Source organism: Pseudomonas sp. NPDC089530, assembly GCF_050280705.1.
Taxonomy (GTDB): Bacteria; Pseudomonadota; Gammaproteobacteria; order Pseudomonadales; family Pseudomonadaceae; genus Aquipseudomonas.
In genome coordinates this window covers 57,091-72,338 of record NZ_JBNNVU010000015.1, presented here as the reverse complement: position 1 = coordinate 72,338, position 15,248 = coordinate 57,091, and the positions used below count along the sequence as shown (strand labels likewise).

Genomic DNA, 15,248 nt, shown 5'->3' with positions numbered 1-15,248 from the left:
CACCTTCAATAGGGGAACGCCAGCATGTGCGAGCTCTACGTCAAAGCCGACCCGATTCTCTACGAGTCTCGTTCGCGCTCGCTGCGCATCTGTGGGGTGGTCACCACCCTGCGCCTGGAAAACCAGTTCTGGGACATCCTCAGCGAAATCGCCGAAGTCGACGGCATGACCACCAACCAGCTGATCGCCAAGCTCTACGAAGAAGTGATGGATTACCGCGGCGAAGTGGTGAATTTCGCCTCCTTCCTGCGGGTCAGTTGCACCCGCTACCTGAGCCAGCGCCGCAGCACCACGCCGGAACTCAGCGTGGTGCGCCGCACCGCAAAGACCTGAACCGCCCTGTAGCCGCCTGTAGCCGCTGTCGAGCGCTAGCGAGGCTGCGATCGCCTGCGTAGCAGGCGCCAAGCCAGGCGACGCCGCACATCAGACATACCGCGTCGTCAGGTTTTACGGGGCTGCGCCCCGATCGCAGCCTCGCTAGCGCTCGACAGCGGCTACAGGCGGCTAACAGGGCCAGGTACGGGGTCAGTCGGCGGGGCGGGTGCCGTCCAGCAGGGCATCCACCACAGCCCGGGCCATTTCCACCGAATGCACCATGGACCAGATCAGCCCGCGCTCGACGCCGCTGGCGCGTTCGGTGATTTCATCGGACACCTCCTCGGCGCATTTGAGCAGCAGGGACACGTGCATCAGCGCGTCTTCGGCATTGACGCCGGGCTGTACAGCGAACAATGGATTGTGCTGGCCGTCGCGCAGGCCGAAGGGGCGGCGGCGAGTGCCTTGCAAGGCGGCGATCAGGCTGGCGTTGGCGCGGTCCAGTTCCGGGTCGCGGAGTTTACGCGGGGCTTGCAGGGGCGGATCGGGGACGAGTTTTTTCATGAGGTGATTTCTCCAGTCGTTCAGGGAACCGCCGGATCTCACTTCCACATGAGAGGTGGCAGCCATACGTGGGTGTGGAAGACCGGACTGAAGAACCGGCGCACCCGAAGGTGCCCCACGTACAGCCGCCATAAAACGAGCTCACCAGTTGAACCTCACTGATGTTCGTATGAGACGAATTGCACGCTCTCCAGAACCGAACTTCCACATCCGGGCCGCTGATTTTGCAGTGACCCCGGGAGACTGCCCGATCGTTCCGAGGGGAACAAGACGCTCAAAGGCGTTGAGGAGTTTCTCGGAAATACCTTACAAAACAAAGCGAAACCTCTTCGCCGTTCACCCGCATCTCCCCGACAAACCCAACCTGTAGCCGCTGCCGAGCCCCAGCGAGGCTGCGAACGCCTGCGCAGCAGGCGCAAACCGGGCAACTCCATACATCAGATATACCGCGGCGTCAGGTTTACGGGGCTACGCCCCGATCGCAGCCTCGCCAGGGCTCGGCAGCGGCTACAGGGTTTAGCGTAACGCCGGGTCAGAAGAACCGGGTCACGCTGATCTTGGCGTTGCGCCCCAGGCTCGAGGCGTTTTCGCCGCTCAGGGGCGGGCGGTAATCGCGGTTGAACATGTTGTCCAGGGTGAAGTTGACCTCGGTGCCCTTGAGGTACGGCTGCTGCGGTTTCCAGTTGGCGAACAGGCCCTGCACGTTGTAGCGGTCGTTCTCGTACTGGTCCCAGTAGGAATCCCCCAGGGCGCTGGCCGGGCCGCCCGGGTATTTGTCGCTCGGCACGCGGTCGGTCTGGCGGACCCACTGGCCCTGCCAGCCCACCTGGGCATCCCACTGCGGGATTTTCACCCCCAGGGTGGCGACCCATTTGCGCGGCGGAATATCCCGGGCCCAGACGTCCGGTCCCCACGGGTTGGTGTAGGCGCCCTCATGCTTGCCGGTGATCCAGGAGTAGGACAGCGAGCCGAACAGGTAGGTCGAATCGTAGAAACTCTCGACCTCGAAGCCCTTGATCGTCAGGTCGCCGATATTGCGGTAGACCCCGATGGTCGGCTGGTTGCAGACCTTGTTGATGCTCTTGCCGCTGCTCAGTTGCTCGGGGCAGCCGATCCCCAGGTTCTTCATGATTTCGTCTTTGATTTCGTTGCGGAACACCGTGGTGCGGATTTGCACGGCGTCGGCGTCGGTAAAGACGTTGGCGAAGCTGGTGATGTTGCCGGCGCGCAAGGCGGTGATGCGTTCCGGATCGAGGTCGCGGCTGGTGGACGAGCGGGTGGTGCCGGGGGCCTGGACTTCGTATTGCTCGTCGATCACCGGCGCGCGCCAGGTCTTGCTGTAGTCGGCGAACAGGGCGAATTGCGGCGTCACCGTCCAGAACGCCGACAGTCGTGGCGACCAACCGGTGTAGGTCTTGTCGCCGTAGTCGTGACCGACCACCGGGTTCGGGCTGTTGTAGATCGGCGCGTCGTTTTTCTGCCCACGGTTGCGCACATGGTCGTAACGCAGGGACGGGGTCAGGGTGAAGTTGCCCAGGGTGATCGCGTCCTGGATATAAAAGGCGTTGTTGTCGACCTTGCCATGGGGCATGAAACCCGGCTGGTAGTGGCCGTAGTTGTAATTGGCCGTGCCATAGGTCTTGCCGGGCATCCACATGTCCACTTCGCGGCTGTGCTTGCGGATCTGCAGGCCCTGGGTCAGGGCGTGTTCCAGCGGACCGGTGCTGAAGCGGCTGGTGTTTTTCAGCGCGAGAATCTTGTCTTCGTAACCCACGGTGATCTTGCGGCCACCGGAGGCGGGCTGGATGTAGGCAGTCGGGCCGCGCTCGTCGGTCTGGTCGGTATCGGAGTAGGAGTACTTGGCCTCGAAGTCGATCCAGGGGTTGTCCAGCGGTGTGTACTGGTACTTGGCCTGCCAGGTGGTGTCGACGGTGTTGCGCTGGGCCAGGAAGCGCCGGGTGGCGCCATCGTAGCCGTACTTGTCGATATCGCTCTGGGTCGGCGGCGTCGGGTAGCTCTTGGCCGAGAAGGGCGCCCAGATATCGCTGTTGGAGCGCATGTAGCTCAAGCCCAGACGATGCTCGTCGGTCAGTTGCATGTTCAGCTTGAACAGCTCGCCGTCCAGGTCCTGGGCGGTGTTGGGCAGGCGCTTGGGGTTGATCGGGTAGGCGTTGCGCGGGTCCGGCTGGGCGCTGGCCAGCTTCATGTCGTCGCCGTCGCGCTTGGTCCAGTAGGCCAGGGCGTCGAAGCGCCGGTCCTCGGTGCGGCCGTACACCGCGCCGGTGTAGGCCTGTTCGTGGCTGTTGCTGCTGTAGCCGTACTTGAGCATGGCGCCGGTGTCGCGGCCTTCTTGCAGCAGGTCCGGGGCGTCCTTGGTTTCCATGTGCACGGTGCCGCCGAACCCGCCGTTGCCGGTCTCGGGGGAGTGCGGGCCCTTTTCCACCTCGATGCGCTTGATCAGTTCCGGCTCGATGAAGATCGAGCCCTGCTGGTAGCGCTCGAAGCCACTCTTGGTCGCGCCGTCGACGCTCATCGGCACGTCTTCGGCATCGCCCAGGCCCCAGATATTGATGGTCTGGCCGCCGGGCTTGAGCGAACCGCCAAGGCTCACGCCGGGCAGGGTGGCGATCAGGCTGGGAATATTGGTGGCCTGGTGGCGGTCGATCTCGGCCTGGTTCAGGGTCGAGCGGCCCACGGTGGCGGAGTCCACTTCCAGGCCGCTGCCGATGACGCTCATGGCCCCCAGCTGAATCGCCGAACTGCGGGTGCTGCTGTTTTCCGCGGGGCGCACCACGTAGGTCTGGTCGACCTTGACCAGGCTGAATTCGCTGCCGGCCAGCAACCGCTGGATCGCCGCCTCGGCGCTGTAGTCGCCTTTGAGCGCCGGGGCCTTCAGGTTACGCAGCAACTCTTCATCGAACAGCAACTGGATCTTCGCCTGCTGCGCCACCTGGCTCAGCGAGGCCGCCAGGGGTTGGGCGGGCAGGGCGAAGGTGAGCGACTCGACCTGGGCCTGGGCCTGCAGGCTGAACGCCAGGCAAGCGGCGAGCAGGGTCGGACGCGAACAGAGGTGCTGCCAGTGATAAGACGCGCGAAACATGAAATCCCCCGGGGTGGCGAAAAAGCCAGAAAAGGTGTGCGTAAACAACGCAGACCGGAGGAAGACGCGTCAGTGAAATAAAACCTCATATGCGAATGCAAAATATTCGCATATGAGGTTTCAGCGCTGGGCTTCGATGCGCACGCGGCCGTCGGCCAGGGGGACGGTTCGCACCGGGATCAGCGCCGGCAGGGCCTTGATCAGGGCGTCCGGGTCCTGCACATCGAGATTGCCCGAGACCTTGAACTGGCCCAGGGCGCCGTCGGCCAGCAGCACCGGCTGGCGGCGGTAGAGGTTCAGCTCGTCCACCAGGCTGGCCAGGTCGCGATTGCGAAAGGCCAGGTGGCCGCCGCGCCAGTCGGCCACCTCGGCGACATTCATCTCCTGTTGGCGCAGGGTGCCGCTGGCGTAGTCATAGATGCCGCGCTGGTGGGCGCCGAGCAGCAGCGAATCGGCTTTCCGCTCATCGGGGGTGAAGGCCACCCGGCCATGGGCGACGCTGACCACCAGTTGCTTCTGGCCGCGCCGCACATCGAAGCCGGTGCCCACCACCCTCACGTTGGCGTCACCGGCGTGCACCCACAGCGGCCGTTCCTTGTCGGCGGCCACTTCCAGGTACAGCTGGCCCTGGTCCAGGTAGAGGTTGCGTTGCCGGGCGCTGAAGTCGATGCGCAGTTGGGTGTTGGCGTTGACGTACAGGGTGCTGCCGTCGGGCAGGTCGAAGCGGCGCATGCCCTGGCTCTGCGCGGCGATCTGTTGTGTGTGCGGCGCCAGCGGGCCGCCCAGCTCGATGGCCAGCAGCGCGCAGACCAGCGCGGCGGCGACCGCCAGGGCCGGGCGCCAGCGTGGCTTCTGGCGCAGTGGCAGGGGCGTTGGCCGGTTCAATGACTCGAGTTGGCCGAGGTCGGCCCACACGCGTTCGAACTCGGCGTAGGCCCGGGCATGGGCCGGTTCGCTCATCCAGGCGGCGAAGGCTTTGCCCGTGGCCTGGCTGCGCTCCTCGCGATTGCGGGTGAACCAGTGGGCCGCCTGGGCGTCTAGGCTGTCGAGCGGCTGTTCGCTGTCGCTGTGATGGGTCATTGCGCGTGCTCCTTGCCTTCCTGTTCCAGGCGCTGCTTGCAGTGCAGCAGGGCAAAGGCGATATGTTTTTCCACCATGCTCAGGGAGATGCCCATGCGTTCGGCGATCTGCGCCTGGCTCAGGCCTTCGAAGCGGTGCAGCATAAGGGCTTCGCGGCGGCGCGGCGAGAGTTCGGCGAGGGCGGCCTTCAGTTGTTCCAGGCGTTGCAGGCGCTGGGCCGCGGGCAGGGGTTCGTGGTGTTCGTCGGCCAGCGGCTCGGCGTCCACGACCTGCAGCGGGTGGTGCACCTTGTGCCGGACCTGCTGCCGGCGCCAGTGATCGCGCAGCAGGTTGCGCGCCATCTGGAACAGAAAGGCGCGGGGCTGTTCGACCTGGGCCCGGTCGCGGTAATCGAGCCATTGGGTGAAGACGTCCTGGGTCATGTCCGCCGCATCGCAGGCGTTGTCCGTGCGTTTACGCAGGTAATGCAGGATGTCCGCATAGAACCCGCGGACGGGGTCCGCCGAGGTGGGATCGGGCTTGAAGCGAGACATGGAAATCCTTCGCGAGGGCTGCCGGGCAGAAAAGTCGCGAATGATATCGAGAATTATTACTATTTGTCTGCATGAGTTTCGTATCCTGAACCGGCTGCGGTTTTTCCTGTCTGATACGACGTGCCTCAGCAACACACCCCAAACGCTGGTAAACCGGCAAAGACAGGCTTTAATCCGACATGCATTCACATGTTCGGACACTCAGGAGCAGGACCATGGCTGGATGGTATGAATTGAGCAAAAGCAGCGACGGGCAATTCCGCTTCGTCCTCAAGGCTGGCAACGCTGAAACCATTTTGACGAGTGAGCTGTACACCTCCCGCAGCGCAGCCGAAAACGGCATCGCCTCGGTACAGAGCAACAGCCCTACCGACGCCCGCTACGCCAAGGAAGTGGCGAAGGACGGCAAGCCGTATTTCAACCTCAAGGCGGCGAACCACCAGATCATCGGCAGTAGCCAGCGCTATTCGTCCGAGGCGGCGCGGGATGCCGGCATTGAAAGCGTCAAGACCAACGGTCCGACCACCACCATCAAGGACAAGACTGCTTAATCTTCAGCCTTGAAATGAAAAAGCCCGACAGGACAACCTGTCGGGCTTTTTGTTGGGCGCGATTTTTTGTAGGAGCCGCCGTCGACGCTCGATTGCTGGCGATCCAGGCGCCGCGGTGTGTCAGGCCGGGCGCTATCGCGAGCAAGCTTCGCTCCTACAGAGGCGGACGGCACCCCCGGCTTCCGTAGGAGCCAGGCTTGCCGGCGATGAGGCCCGCAAGATCAGCGCAATGCGTTCAACATGGCCTGCAACTGATTGCGCCCAACCTCGCCCAGCGGGAACACCGGCCGGCGCGGGTCGCCGACTTGCAGCCCGGTCATGTTCAGCCCGGCCTTGATGGTGGTCGGCAGGCCGCCCTTGAGGATGAAGTCGAGCACCGGCAGCTGGCGGTAGAACAGTTCGCGGGCGCGCTCCAGGTCGTTGTCCAGCACCGCCTGGTACAGGTCCAGGTTGAGCTGCGGGATCAGGTTCGCGGCGGCGGTGCACCAGCCCTTGGCGCCGGCGGCGAACGCCTCCAGGGCCAGCGGGTTGCAACCGTTGTAGAACGGTACCTGGCCTTCGCCCAGCAGACGCAGCTTGTGCATGCGCTGGATGTCGCCGGTGCTCTCCTTGACCATGGTCACGTTTTCCACGGCGTTGAAGATCCGCAGGATCAGCTCCACCGACATGTCGGTGCCGCTGGTGGCCGGGTTGTTGTAGAGCATGATCGGCACGCCGACGCTGTCGCCGATGGCCTGGTAGTGGGCGAGGATCTCGGCTTCGCTGAGTTTCCAGTAGGACGCCGGCAGCACCATCACCGCGTCCGCGCCCTTGGCTTCGGCGAAACGCGCGCGGCGCACGGCCTTGGCGGTGGTCAGGTCGGACACGCTGACGATGGTCGGCACGCGCTTGGCGATATGGCGAATGCTGAACTCGCTGACCTGGTCCCACTCGGCGTCGCTCAGGTAAGCGCCTTCGCCGGTGCTGCCCAGGGGCGCGATGGCGTGTACGCCGCTGTCGATCAGGCGGTCGATGGAACGCCCGAGGGTGTCCAGGTCCAGTTGTTCGCCGTTGGCGGTGAACGGGGTGATGGTGTAGCCGATGATGCCGTGAATATTTGCGTTCGACATGGCGACGCTCCTTGAGGAATGAGGTGGTTTCAGTTCAGGCAATCGGCGTGTTGCTTGAGGTTCTGCCGAGCGTAGTAGTTGAAGGCGGCGGCGTGGCGCTTGGGCTTGGAAATCCAGTCGTGGGCTTCGCGGCCGAGTTCCGGCAGGATCGGCTTGATGGTGCCGGCGGCCATCGCCAGCAGTTGCAGCTTGGCGGCGCGTTCGATCAGTTGGGCGATCACGCAGGCTTCCTCGATGCTGGCGCCGGTGGACAGCTGGCCGTGGTGCGACAGCAGGATGGCGCGTTTGTCGCCCAGGGCCGCGGAGATGGTCTCGCCCTCTTCGTTACCCACCGGCACGCCCGGCCAGGCTTCGAGAAAGGCGCAGTCCTCGTACAGCGGGCACAGGTCCATGTGGGAGATTTCCAGCGGCACTTCGATCATCGACAACGCAGCGACGTGGGTCGGGTGGGTGTGGATGATGCAGTTCACGTCCGGGCGGGCGCGGTATACCCAGCTGTGGAAGCGGTTGGCCGGGTTGGGCATGCCGTGGCCTTCGAGCACCTCCAGGTCCTCGTTGACCAGCAGCAGGTTGCCCGCGGTGATCTCGTCGAAGCCCAGGCCCAGTTGCTGGGTGTAGTAGGTGCCCGGCTGCGGGCCGCGGGCGGTGATCTGCCCGGCGAGGCCGGAGTCGTGGCCGTTCTCGAACAGGATGCGGCAGGTCAGGGCCAGCTTTTGCCGGTCGGTCCACGTATTATCCGCCAGGGTGTTTTGCATCTGGGTCAGGGCTTGCTTGACCAGTTGGTCTTTGGGTAATGCTAGTGTCTTGGCCATATCGGTGTCCTTTGGTCGTTTCAATGGACGTCGGATTTGCCTGCTCCCGCTGCTCGCAAGGTCGTTGGGTGAAAGCAAATGACACTTAAGAGGCTATATGACACATTGTGTCATTGGCAAGGACAAATCGTCGCCTCCTTGATGGGTTAACCGTTCCACATGTCTATCCGTTTGAAATTATTGAGAAAAAAACTTGGCGTGACGCTCGAGGCGCTGGCCGAGAAATCCGGCATGACCAAGAGTTACCTGTCGAAAGTCGAGCGTGGCCTGAACACGCCGTCGATCGCCGCGGCGCTGAAACTGGCCAAGGCGCTGAACGTGAAGGTCGAGGAGTTGTTCGCCGAAGACCAGGTCAGCCTCGACAGCTACAGCCTGGTGCGCAGCGACGAACGCCAGTCGCTGGCGGCCAACGACCAGGCGCCGGGGTATGCGGTGCTGGCGCATCAGGTCAGCGAGCGCAGCCTGTTGCCGTTCATCATCTACCCGCCCCGGGAGTTCGCCGACAAGAGCTTCAAGGAGCACCTGGGGGAGGAGTTCCTGTTTGTCCATGAGGGCCAGGTGGAAGTGGATTTCATGAACGAGCGGATCATCCTCAACCGCGGCGACGCGCTGCACTTCAACGCGCAAAAACCGCACCGCCTGCGCTCGGTAGGGGAGGTACAGGCGCAGTTGCTGGTGGTGGTGCACAGCGGCGAAGACTGACGGATTCTGGGTTTTCTTACGCCATTGGCCCCGGACCGCTGCCCTGTAGCCGCTGCCGAGCGTAGCGAGGCTGCAATCGAGGTGGGCGGCATTCCGACGTAGTCCTCGCCAAACCTGGGCATGCGGTGGACCAGGAAAATCAGATTGCCGGTTTTACGGCCGCTTCGCGCCCGATCGCAGCCTCGCTGCGCTCGGCAGCGGCTACAGGGGGGGCGGCTACGCAACCTGTAGGAGCGAGGCTTGCCCGCGATGGCGTCCGCCCGGGCGACCGCGGATCTCAGCGCTCGACTGGCACCGACAGCTCCGGTTGGCCCAGGGCGTGGCTCTTGGAGTCGAAGAAGCGCAGGGTCACCGGCATCCCTTCGAACAGCTTGGCGTAATGGCGCTTCTGGTGCTGGATGAAGGCTTTGCTGCGCGGGTAGATCGAGATCGCCAGGGTCTTCGCGCCAGACTGGCGGATCGCCTGCGCCAGGTGGCTGTCCTGGGGCCCCAGGTTGTGGCCGAAGATGCACAGCGCGTCGCTATGATCCCGCAACTGCTGGTAGCAGAACGACAGGTAGTCGCTGCCGCGGATGGTCTTGAGCTTGTCCGCCACCGGGCCTTCGCTGACGAACAGCGGCACGTCGTCGAGGGTCTTCAGGGTGTTGTTGATGGCGAAGTTGCCCAGCAGGGTGCCCTCGGTGGAGCCCATTTTGCGCGCGCTGCCGTCCAGGTTGCGCACCAGGTGCAGGCCGCCGTGCAGGTACAGCACCCGGGTCTGTTCGCTGGTGGTGTGAGTGATGTCGAAACTCGGGTCCGAGCCCTGGAACAGGTCGTCGAGGCCCTGGGCATCGTGCTGGATCGCCCAGTAGTTGAGCAGGTCGTAGTTGCTGGTGAACACCGTGCGATAACGGCGCAGTTCCTGGTTGATCTGCGCCAGCGTCGCCGGCTGCACCAGGCGCCACGGAATGTGCACCGCGTGCACGGTGTTGATCAGCGCTTCCTTGATCGCGTAATAGCGGTTGCGCGGCGCCGCGGAGCTGACCGCCAGGGCCTTGTTGACCCGGCTAGTGGTCTTCAGCGCGCCTAGCACCTGCTCGAAACTCTGGGTCTGCAGGGCGTCGAACACACTCAGTTCGGACGGGCTCAGGGGCTTTTCCTCGACGCTGCGGGCGTTCTCGAACAGCGAGTCGTAGGCGAAGTCTTCCCACACCGCGCGGCTGGCGCCGTTGCCGATCAACAGGCCGGCGATCGGCGTGTTGGCGCGCAGGGCGTTCCAGTCTTCAAGGTCGCTGTCAAAATCCTGGAAATCCATCATCGCGGTTCGTCGTCTCAAGGCAAAAGGTGTACAGGGCGCCGACTTTATCACGACCGACTCTTGAGCCAGATCAACAACCTTCGTGACCCATCGGTCGATCCTGTGCGCATTTGCCGGGTCGGTGTGGTCGATTCGGCGTCAGCCTGGAGGACGCGCCATGAGCAGCACTTTTTTCATCCCCGCCGTGAACATCATGGGTATCGACTGTCTCGACGAGGCCATGGTCGCGATTCGTAACTACGGTTTTCGCAAGGCGCTGATCGTCACCGACGCCGGCCTGGCCCAGGCCGGGGTGGCCGGGATGATCGCCGAGAAACTGGCGATGCAGGACATCGACTCGGTGATTTTCGACGGCGCCAAGCCCAATCCGAGCATCGACAACGTCGAGAAGGGCCTGGCGCACTTGCAGCGCAGCGGCTGCGATTTCGTGATTTCCCTGGGCGGTGGTTCGCCCCATGACTGCGCCAAGGGCATCGCCTTGTGCGCCACCAACGGCGGGCATATCAGCGACTACGAAGGCGTCGACCGTTCGACCAAGCCGCAACTGCCGCTGATCGCCATCAACACCACCGCCGGCACCGCCAGCGAAATGACCCGTTTCTGCATCATTACCGACGAGAAGCGCCACGTGAAAATGGCCATCGTCGACCGTAACGTCACGCCGCTGCTGTCGGTCAACGACCCGGCGTTGATGGTCGCCATGCCCAAGGGCCTGACCGCCGCCACCGGCATGGACGCGCTGACCCATGCGATCGAGGCCTATGTGTCCACCGCGGCCAACCCGATCACCGATGCTTGCGCGCTGAAAGCCGTGACCATGATCAGCCAGAACCTGCGCCAGGCGGTGCGCGACGGCAGCGATCTGGTCGCTCGGGAAAACATGGCCTATGCGCAGTTCCTCGCCGGCATGGCCTTCAACAATGCGTCCCTGGGCTTCGTGCATGCCATGGCGCACCAACTGGGCGGTTTCTACGACTTGCCCCACGGCGTGTGCAACGCCGTGCTGCTGCCCCATGTGCAGAGCTTCAACGCCATGGTCTGTGCCGCACGCCTGACCGATGTGGCCCACGCCATGGGCGCGGACATCCGTGGCTTCAGCCCGGAAGAGGGCGCGCAGGCCGCCATCAGCGCCATCCGCGGCCTGGCCCGGGATGTCGAGATCCCCAGCGGCCTGCGTGACCTGGGCGCCAAGCTGACCGACATCCCGGTACTGGCCGCCAATGCCCTGAAAGACGCCTGCGGCCTGACCAACCCGCGCACCGCCGACCAGCGCCAGATCGAAGAGATCTTCCGCAACGCGTTCTGACGTAAGGCGATTCCCTTGTAGGAGCGAGCTTGCTCGCGATGCCCTTAAGAACGACGCCAATATCGCGGGTTGACCGCTGCGCGTTCATCGCGGGCAAGCCTCGCTCCTACTGATTCTGGTTCGCTCGTGATACCCCACTAACTCGCCGATAACACCGCGCGAGCCGGCGCCGCACTGAATTGAATCAATCCCACCCCGACAATCAGCAACATCGCGCCGAACAACCGCGGCAATGTCAGCTGCCGTTCCACCAACCCGAACAAACCGAAGTGGTCCAGCGCCAGTGACGCGACGACCTGGCCCGCCAAGGCCAGTGCGATGAATCCCGAGGCGCCGAGGCGAGGCAACAGCATCAGGGCCAGTGAAATGAAGCACACCCCGAATACGCCACCGGCCCACATCCACAGAGGCGCCTTGCCGATGAAGTCCAGCGACGGCAGGGGCAGGCGCAACGCCGCGACGATCGGCAACAGCACCAGCATGCTCACCACCAGCGACGCCAGAGTGGCCCATAACGGATGCCCCAGACTGCGACCGAGGTTGGCGTTGATCGCACTCTGAAACGGCACCACCGCCCCGGCGATGGCCGCCAACAGCAACAAACCAGCCCAATGCAGCGTACTCATCATCGTTCTCCAGCAGGTTTTGCTGGACTCTAGGTCATTCGCTGCGCAAATTTAAATTCCAAATAGCTATCCAGAGCATGCATAGGATGAATGATCTTCGACGTATCGATCTCAACCTGCTGGTGGTCCTCGATGCCTTGCTCAGCGAGCAGCATGTGACCCGTGCCGCCGAGCGCCTGCACCTGAGCCAGCCGGCGGTCAGCCATGGCCTGGCGCGCCTGCGTGACCTGTTGGGCGACCCGCTGCTGGTGCGGGGCGGCGGTGGGCTGCTGCCGACACCCCGTGCGCTGGAACTGGCCACGCCACTTCGCGAAGCTCTGGCCCAGGTGCAGTCCTTGCTTGCGCCCAACGCGTTCGATCCGGCCTCGACCCAACGTACCTTTCGCCTGGCGATGTCGGATTACGGCGCGGCGATCATCCTGCCCGGTCTGATCCGCTCCCTGCGCCGCGATGCTCCGGGCATTGATCTGCAAATCACCCACGGCAGTCGCGAAGGCATGCTCGATCAGGTGCTCGACGGCGATATCGATCTCGCGGCCGGGGTGTTTCCCGAACTGCCGAACGCGCTGTGCAGCACGCCGTTGTTCGAGGAACACTACGTCTGCCTGGTGGACCGCGACAGCCTGCCGGCCGAGGTCGTGCTCGACCTGCCGACCTACCTCGCCCGGCCCCATGTGCTGCTGGAAATGCGCGGCAGCGGCACCCCGGAAATCGAGCGGGCGCTGACCGCCATCCGCGAGCGGCGTCACGTCGCCATCCGCCTGCCGCACTGGAGCGTCGCCCCGGAGTTCATCGGCGGCACCGACCTGATCCTCACTGTCGCCTCCCGCGCCCTGCACACCGTCGACCGGGAAAACCTGATCGTCGTCCCGCCGCCGTTCGACATCCCACCTTTCGCCTTTGTGCTGGCCTGGCATCAGCGCCGGGGCGGGGATCAGGCGTTGAACTGGTTGAAAGGGCGGATCGAGCAGGTGATAGTGCGCGGCTGAATTTGTCTTGCTTTTGATGACACAGGGAACAGGGATTGACCTTGAAGTCCGGATTGTTCGGATGCGTGGCGATAAGTGGCCTGATGGCAGTTGCCCCAGGTGTTTTTGCGCAGTGCATGGAGGCGGTGCTGGCGCCTGGCAAGGCCGGTTATTCGGTATGCAAAGACTGGCCGGCCTATCCAGGGCAGACCATTACCGCCATCTCGCAGCTTGAGGGGGACCCGGCTGTGGAGAACGCTTACGACGAAGGCATGTACGACCTGGCGCTGGCGGTCGTACCCAGCGATGGCGGCGTCCCCCTGGCCAGCTATTTTCGCGCCTCGCTGTTCAGTTCCGATGCAATCCGTTTCAACGGGCTGAGTATCGATACGGCCCGCTACACGTTGACGCCGCAGGTGCGCGCCTTTGGGGTTCGCGCCGAGTTCAGGGGCTCTTCTCGAGCCAATCCCTTCGGTGAAACCTGGCTTTCGCTCTACGTCAAAGAGGGCAAGACCTTGCGTCCGGTGTTGGAGTCGCTGATTGTCGAGTCCCATGGCGGCGAGTGGGATACCAACTGTGCCGGCGAGTTCTGGGAAACCAGGCGGACCCTGGAGATGGCCAGCACCCGCAGTCATGGCTATGCCGATCTGATCGTCAGGTCAGTGGCGAGTGGTTCGAAAAGCACGCGCAAGGGCGAGGAGTGTGAAGGCATCCCCAGTACCGGAAAAACTGTTCTGACCACCCTTCGCTACGACGGCAATCAGTACGTCGTAATCGACGGTATGAAAGGCAAGTTTTAATGCGCTCCGTCGTTTGTCTGGCGCTGTCCAGCTTGCTGGCCTGCTCCTCCCAGGTCTACGGGCAATGTGAAAACAACTGGGAGCTCCTCGAGCATTACAGTGCCTGCAAGCCATGGCCGGGGTTCACGGGGCTGAGCATCAGCGTCCGCGCCACCCGCACCCGTTCGCCTGAGGCGACCACCATGACCTTGCACTATGACGGTCAGCGCTACATCGTTCCCGACGAACTCAAAGGTCTCTGAACCATGCTCACCGGTCTCAACCACCTGACCCTCGCCGTCACCGACCTGAACCGCAGCCTGGGGTTTTACCGCGACCTGTTGGGCCTGCGCCTGGACGCCAGCTGGGACGGTGGCGCCTATCTGTCGTTGCCGGGCCTGTGGCTGTGCCTGTCGCTGGACCCGGCGCGGCGGCCGGCGGAAGTGCCGGACTACACCCATTACGCCTTCAGCATCGAGGCCGGGCATTTCGTGGTGTTTGTCCAGCGCCTGCGCGCCGCCGGCGTGCCAGAGTGGCGCGACAACCGCAGCGAGGGCGCCTCGTTCTATTTTCTCGACCCCGACGGGCACCAACTGGAGGCCCATGTCGGCGATCTGGCGTCACGCTTGCGCGCCTGTCGGCAGCAGCCCTACGCCGGCATGACGATTTTCACCGACGAATGACCGTTCCCAGGGCGTTGCAAGACGGCTGGCTGTCGTTGTGACGACCAGGATGGGGTGGTGCGCGGGCGCACAAGTCGGCAGAATCCCTGCGATAAAAAGTGCGCCACCCGCGGCGCTTCGGAGTGTGGCATGACTTCTTCGCTGTTACTGGCCGTTCTCGCCTCGGGCTTTATCTACGGCATCACCCCCGGGCCCGGCGTGCTGGCGGTATTCGGCATCGGCGCCGCGCGTGGGCGGCGGGCCGGGGCCGGCTTTCTCTGTGGCCACTTGCTGGGCGACGTGGTGTGGTGCAGCACCGCGCTGATCGCCATCGTCGGCGCCCGGGAAATCGGCAGCGGGGCCTTCGATGTGCTGGGTGTGCTCAGCGGCCTCTACCTGTTCTGGCTCGGCCTGCGGGCGATCCGCAGCCGCCGCAGCGGCGAACAGGCGCCCCAGGGGCCGGCGCGCCAGCCGTTCTGGCACGGCATCCTGTTCGGCCTGACCAACCCCAAGGCGTACCCGGTGGCGGTGGCGACCTTTACCGCGCTGTTGTCCAGCCGCGCCGAACTGCTCGACTGGTCGATGTTGCCGGGGCTGATCTTCCTCAGTTTCCTCGGCGGCGTCGGCGCATACGCTATTCTCATTGGCATCGTCGGTGCGCGGCAGGTGCGGACCCTGTATCAGCGGCATGAACTGACGATCACCCGGATCTGCGGCGTGATGTTCATCGGGTTTGCCATCAACGCCCTGCTGCATGCCGTTCCGGGGCTACTGACGAACAAGGCGTAAAGGCTGTCTGCACGGTTGCGACAGTCAAGGACCCGCAGCGGCCCCGCGCCGCTGC

At 63.9% G+C, this 15,248-nt stretch carries 17 protein-coding genes; 9 read left to right on the top strand and 8 right to left on the bottom strand.

Going from position 1 to position 15,248, the window contains the following annotated elements; all coding sequences use genetic code 11:
* Nucleotides 1–24 precede the first annotated feature (24 nt).
* Entirely contained in the window at nucleotides 25–333 is a 309-nt protein-coding gene (locus ACQKQA_RS08865; protein ID WP_427555645.1) for a ribbon-helix-helix domain-containing protein, read from the top strand.
* Between the two features lie 192 nt (nucleotides 334–525).
* Here the strand turns inward: ACQKQA_RS08865 and ACQKQA_RS08860 are convergent, their stop codons facing one another.
* The 4 genes from ACQKQA_RS08860 to ACQKQA_RS08845 all read right to left on the bottom strand — a co-directional run bounded on the left by ACQKQA_RS08860 (nucleotide 526) and on the right by ACQKQA_RS08845 (nucleotide 5,592).
* Nucleotides 526–879, bottom strand: coding sequence for a DUF6124 family protein (locus tag ACQKQA_RS08860; RefSeq protein ID WP_427555643.1), 354 nt, complete (start codon nucleotides 877–879; stop codon nucleotides 526–528).
* Between the two features lie 532 nt (nucleotides 880–1,411).
* Nucleotides 1,412–3,979: a TonB-dependent hemoglobin/transferrin/lactoferrin family receptor gene (locus tag ACQKQA_RS08855; RefSeq protein WP_427555641.1), complete on the bottom strand. Its 2,568-nt coding sequence runs from the start codon at nucleotides 3,977–3,979 to the stop codon at nucleotides 1,412–1,414.
* A 120-nt stretch (nucleotides 3,980–4,099) separates the two neighbouring features.
* Nucleotides 4,100–5,059, bottom strand: coding sequence for a FecR family protein (locus ACQKQA_RS08850; protein WP_427555638.1), 960 nt, complete (start codon nucleotides 5,057–5,059; stop codon nucleotides 4,100–4,102).
* The gene (locus tag ACQKQA_RS08845) at nucleotides 5,056–5,592 is read right to left on the bottom strand and encodes an RNA polymerase sigma factor (protein ID WP_427555636.1); all 537 of its coding nucleotides are present in this window, start codon (nucleotides 5,590–5,592) and stop codon (nucleotides 5,056–5,058) included. Before ACQKQA_RS08845 ends, ACQKQA_RS08850 begins: the two co-directional genes overlap by 4 nt.
* Nucleotides 5,593–5,807: 215 nt before the next feature.
* On the opposite strand from ACQKQA_RS08845, the gene ACQKQA_RS08840 reads away from it, so the two are divergent.
* The gene (locus ACQKQA_RS08840; protein WP_427555633.1) at nucleotides 5,808–6,143 is read left to right on the top strand and encodes a YegP family protein; all 336 of its coding nucleotides are present in this window, start codon (nucleotides 5,808–5,810) and stop codon (nucleotides 6,141–6,143) included.
* Between the two features lie 221 nt (nucleotides 6,144–6,364).
* On the opposite strand, the gene ACQKQA_RS08835 is transcribed toward ACQKQA_RS08840, so the two are convergent.
* Together ACQKQA_RS08835 and ACQKQA_RS08830 are read right to left on the bottom strand one after the other, a co-directional pair.
* Nucleotides 6,365–7,252, bottom strand: coding sequence for a dihydrodipicolinate synthase family protein (locus ACQKQA_RS08835; protein ID WP_427555631.1), 888 nt, complete (start codon nucleotides 7,250–7,252; stop codon nucleotides 6,365–6,367).
* A 29-nt stretch (nucleotides 7,253–7,281) separates the two neighbouring features.
* Nucleotides 7,282–8,064 (bottom strand): aldolase, encoded by a 783-nt coding sequence (locus ACQKQA_RS08830; RefSeq protein ID WP_427555629.1) that lies wholly within the window; start codon nucleotides 8,062–8,064, stop codon nucleotides 7,282–7,284.
* A 159-nt stretch (nucleotides 8,065–8,223) separates the two neighbouring features.
* Between ACQKQA_RS08830 and ACQKQA_RS08825 the strand changes: the two genes are divergently transcribed.
* Nucleotides 8,224–8,766, top strand: a complete 543-nt coding sequence (locus ACQKQA_RS08825; protein WP_427555626.1) for a helix-turn-helix domain-containing protein — start codon at nucleotides 8,224–8,226, stop codon at nucleotides 8,764–8,766.
* 277 nt (nucleotides 8,767–9,043) lie between these two features.
* On the opposite strand, the gene ACQKQA_RS08820 is transcribed toward ACQKQA_RS08825, so the two are convergent.
* Nucleotides 9,044–10,063 carry a DUF4917 family protein gene (locus tag ACQKQA_RS08820; protein WP_427555624.1) on the bottom strand — a complete coding sequence of 340 codons (1,020 nt, stop codon included), beginning with the start codon at nucleotides 10,061–10,063 and terminating at the stop codon, nucleotides 9,044–9,046.
* Between the two features lie 157 nt (nucleotides 10,064–10,220).
* Here ACQKQA_RS08820 and yiaY point away from each other — a divergent pair, with 157 nt between their 5' ends.
* Nucleotides 10,221–11,369, top strand: coding sequence for an L-threonine dehydrogenase (yiaY, locus tag ACQKQA_RS08815; protein ID WP_427555622.1), 1,149 nt, complete (start codon nucleotides 10,221–10,223; stop codon nucleotides 11,367–11,369).
* A gap of 137 nt (nucleotides 11,370–11,506) precedes the next feature.
* On the opposite strand, the gene ACQKQA_RS08810 is transcribed toward yiaY, so the two are convergent.
* Entirely contained in the window at nucleotides 11,507–11,995 is a 489-nt protein-coding gene (locus tag ACQKQA_RS08810) for a DMT family transporter (RefSeq protein ID WP_427555619.1), read from the bottom strand.
* 77 nt (nucleotides 11,996–12,072) lie between these two features.
* On the opposite strand from ACQKQA_RS08810, the gene ACQKQA_RS08805 reads away from it, so the two are divergent.
* The 5 genes from ACQKQA_RS08805 to ACQKQA_RS08785 all read left to right on the top strand — a co-directional run bounded on the left by ACQKQA_RS08805 (nucleotide 12,073) and on the right by ACQKQA_RS08785 (nucleotide 15,193).
* Nucleotides 12,073–12,984 carry a LysR family transcriptional regulator gene (locus ACQKQA_RS08805; protein WP_427555617.1) on the top strand — a complete coding sequence of 304 codons (912 nt, stop codon included), beginning with the start codon at nucleotides 12,073–12,075 and terminating at the stop codon, nucleotides 12,982–12,984.
* A gap of 35 nt (nucleotides 12,985–13,019) precedes the next feature.
* Nucleotides 13,020–13,763: a hypothetical protein gene (locus tag ACQKQA_RS08800; RefSeq protein ID WP_427555615.1), complete on the top strand. Its 744-nt coding sequence runs from the start codon at nucleotides 13,020–13,022 to the stop codon at nucleotides 13,761–13,763.
* On the top strand, nucleotides 13,763–14,005 hold the full coding sequence (locus ACQKQA_RS08795) for a hypothetical protein (RefSeq protein ID WP_427555612.1): 243 nt from the start codon (nucleotides 13,763–13,765) through the stop codon (nucleotides 14,003–14,005). Before ACQKQA_RS08800 ends, ACQKQA_RS08795 begins: the two co-directional genes overlap by 1 nt.
* 3 nt (nucleotides 14,006–14,008) lie before the next feature.
* Nucleotides 14,009–14,425, top strand: coding sequence for a fosfomycin resistance glutathione transferase (fos, locus tag ACQKQA_RS08790; protein ID WP_427555610.1), 417 nt, complete (start codon nucleotides 14,009–14,011; stop codon nucleotides 14,423–14,425).
* Nucleotides 14,426–14,554: 129 nt separating this feature from the next.
* The gene (locus ACQKQA_RS08785; protein WP_427555608.1) at nucleotides 14,555–15,193 is read left to right on the top strand and encodes a LysE family translocator; all 639 of its coding nucleotides are present in this window, start codon (nucleotides 14,555–14,557) and stop codon (nucleotides 15,191–15,193) included.
* The last annotated feature ends 55 nt before the right edge of the window (nucleotides 15,194–15,248 follow it).

Coding starts and splice junctions, on each gene's coding strand:
- yiaY (WP_427555622.1), top strand. CDS start 10,221: ATGAGCAGCACTTTTTTCATCCCCGCCGTGAACATCATGGGTATCGAC.
- ACQKQA_RS08860 (WP_427555643.1), bottom strand. CDS start 879: ATGAAAAAACTCGTCCCCGATCCGCCCCTGCAAGCCCCGCGTAAACTC.
- ACQKQA_RS08785 (WP_427555608.1), top strand. CDS start 14,555: ATGACTTCTTCGCTGTTACTGGCCGTTCTCGCCTCGGGCTTTATCTAC.
- ACQKQA_RS08835 (WP_427555631.1), bottom strand. CDS start 7,252: ATGTCGAACGCAAATATTCACGGCATCATCGGCTACACCATCACCCCG.
- ACQKQA_RS08865 (WP_427555645.1), top strand. CDS start 25: ATGTGCGAGCTCTACGTCAAAGCCGACCCGATTCTCTACGAGTCTCGT.
- ACQKQA_RS08820 (WP_427555624.1), bottom strand. CDS start 10,063: ATGATGGATTTCCAGGATTTTGACAGCGACCTTGAAGACTGGAACGCC.
- ACQKQA_RS08825 (WP_427555626.1), top strand. CDS start 8,224: ATGTCTATCCGTTTGAAATTATTGAGAAAAAAACTTGGCGTGACGCTC.
- ACQKQA_RS08855 (WP_427555641.1), bottom strand. CDS start 3,979: ATGTTTCGCGCGTCTTATCACTGGCAGCACCTCTGTTCGCGTCCGACC.
- ACQKQA_RS08830 (WP_427555629.1), bottom strand. CDS start 8,064: ATGGCCAAGACACTAGCATTACCCAAAGACCAACTGGTCAAGCAAGCC.
- ACQKQA_RS08845 (WP_427555636.1), bottom strand. CDS start 5,592: ATGTCTCGCTTCAAGCCCGATCCCACCTCGGCGGACCCCGTCCGCGGG.
- ACQKQA_RS08810 (WP_427555619.1), bottom strand. CDS start 11,995: ATGAGTACGCTGCATTGGGCTGGTTTGTTGCTGTTGGCGGCCATCGCC.
- ACQKQA_RS08850 (WP_427555638.1), bottom strand. CDS start 5,059: ATGACCCATCACAGCGACAGCGAACAGCCGCTCGACAGCCTAGACGCC.
- ACQKQA_RS08795 (WP_427555612.1), top strand. CDS start 13,763: ATGCGCTCCGTCGTTTGTCTGGCGCTGTCCAGCTTGCTGGCCTGCTCC.
- fos (WP_427555610.1), top strand. CDS start 14,009: ATGCTCACCGGTCTCAACCACCTGACCCTCGCCGTCACCGACCTGAAC.
- ACQKQA_RS08805 (WP_427555617.1), top strand. CDS start 12,073: ATGCATAGGATGAATGATCTTCGACGTATCGATCTCAACCTGCTGGTG.
- ACQKQA_RS08840 (WP_427555633.1), top strand. CDS start 5,808: ATGGCTGGATGGTATGAATTGAGCAAAAGCAGCGACGGGCAATTCCGC.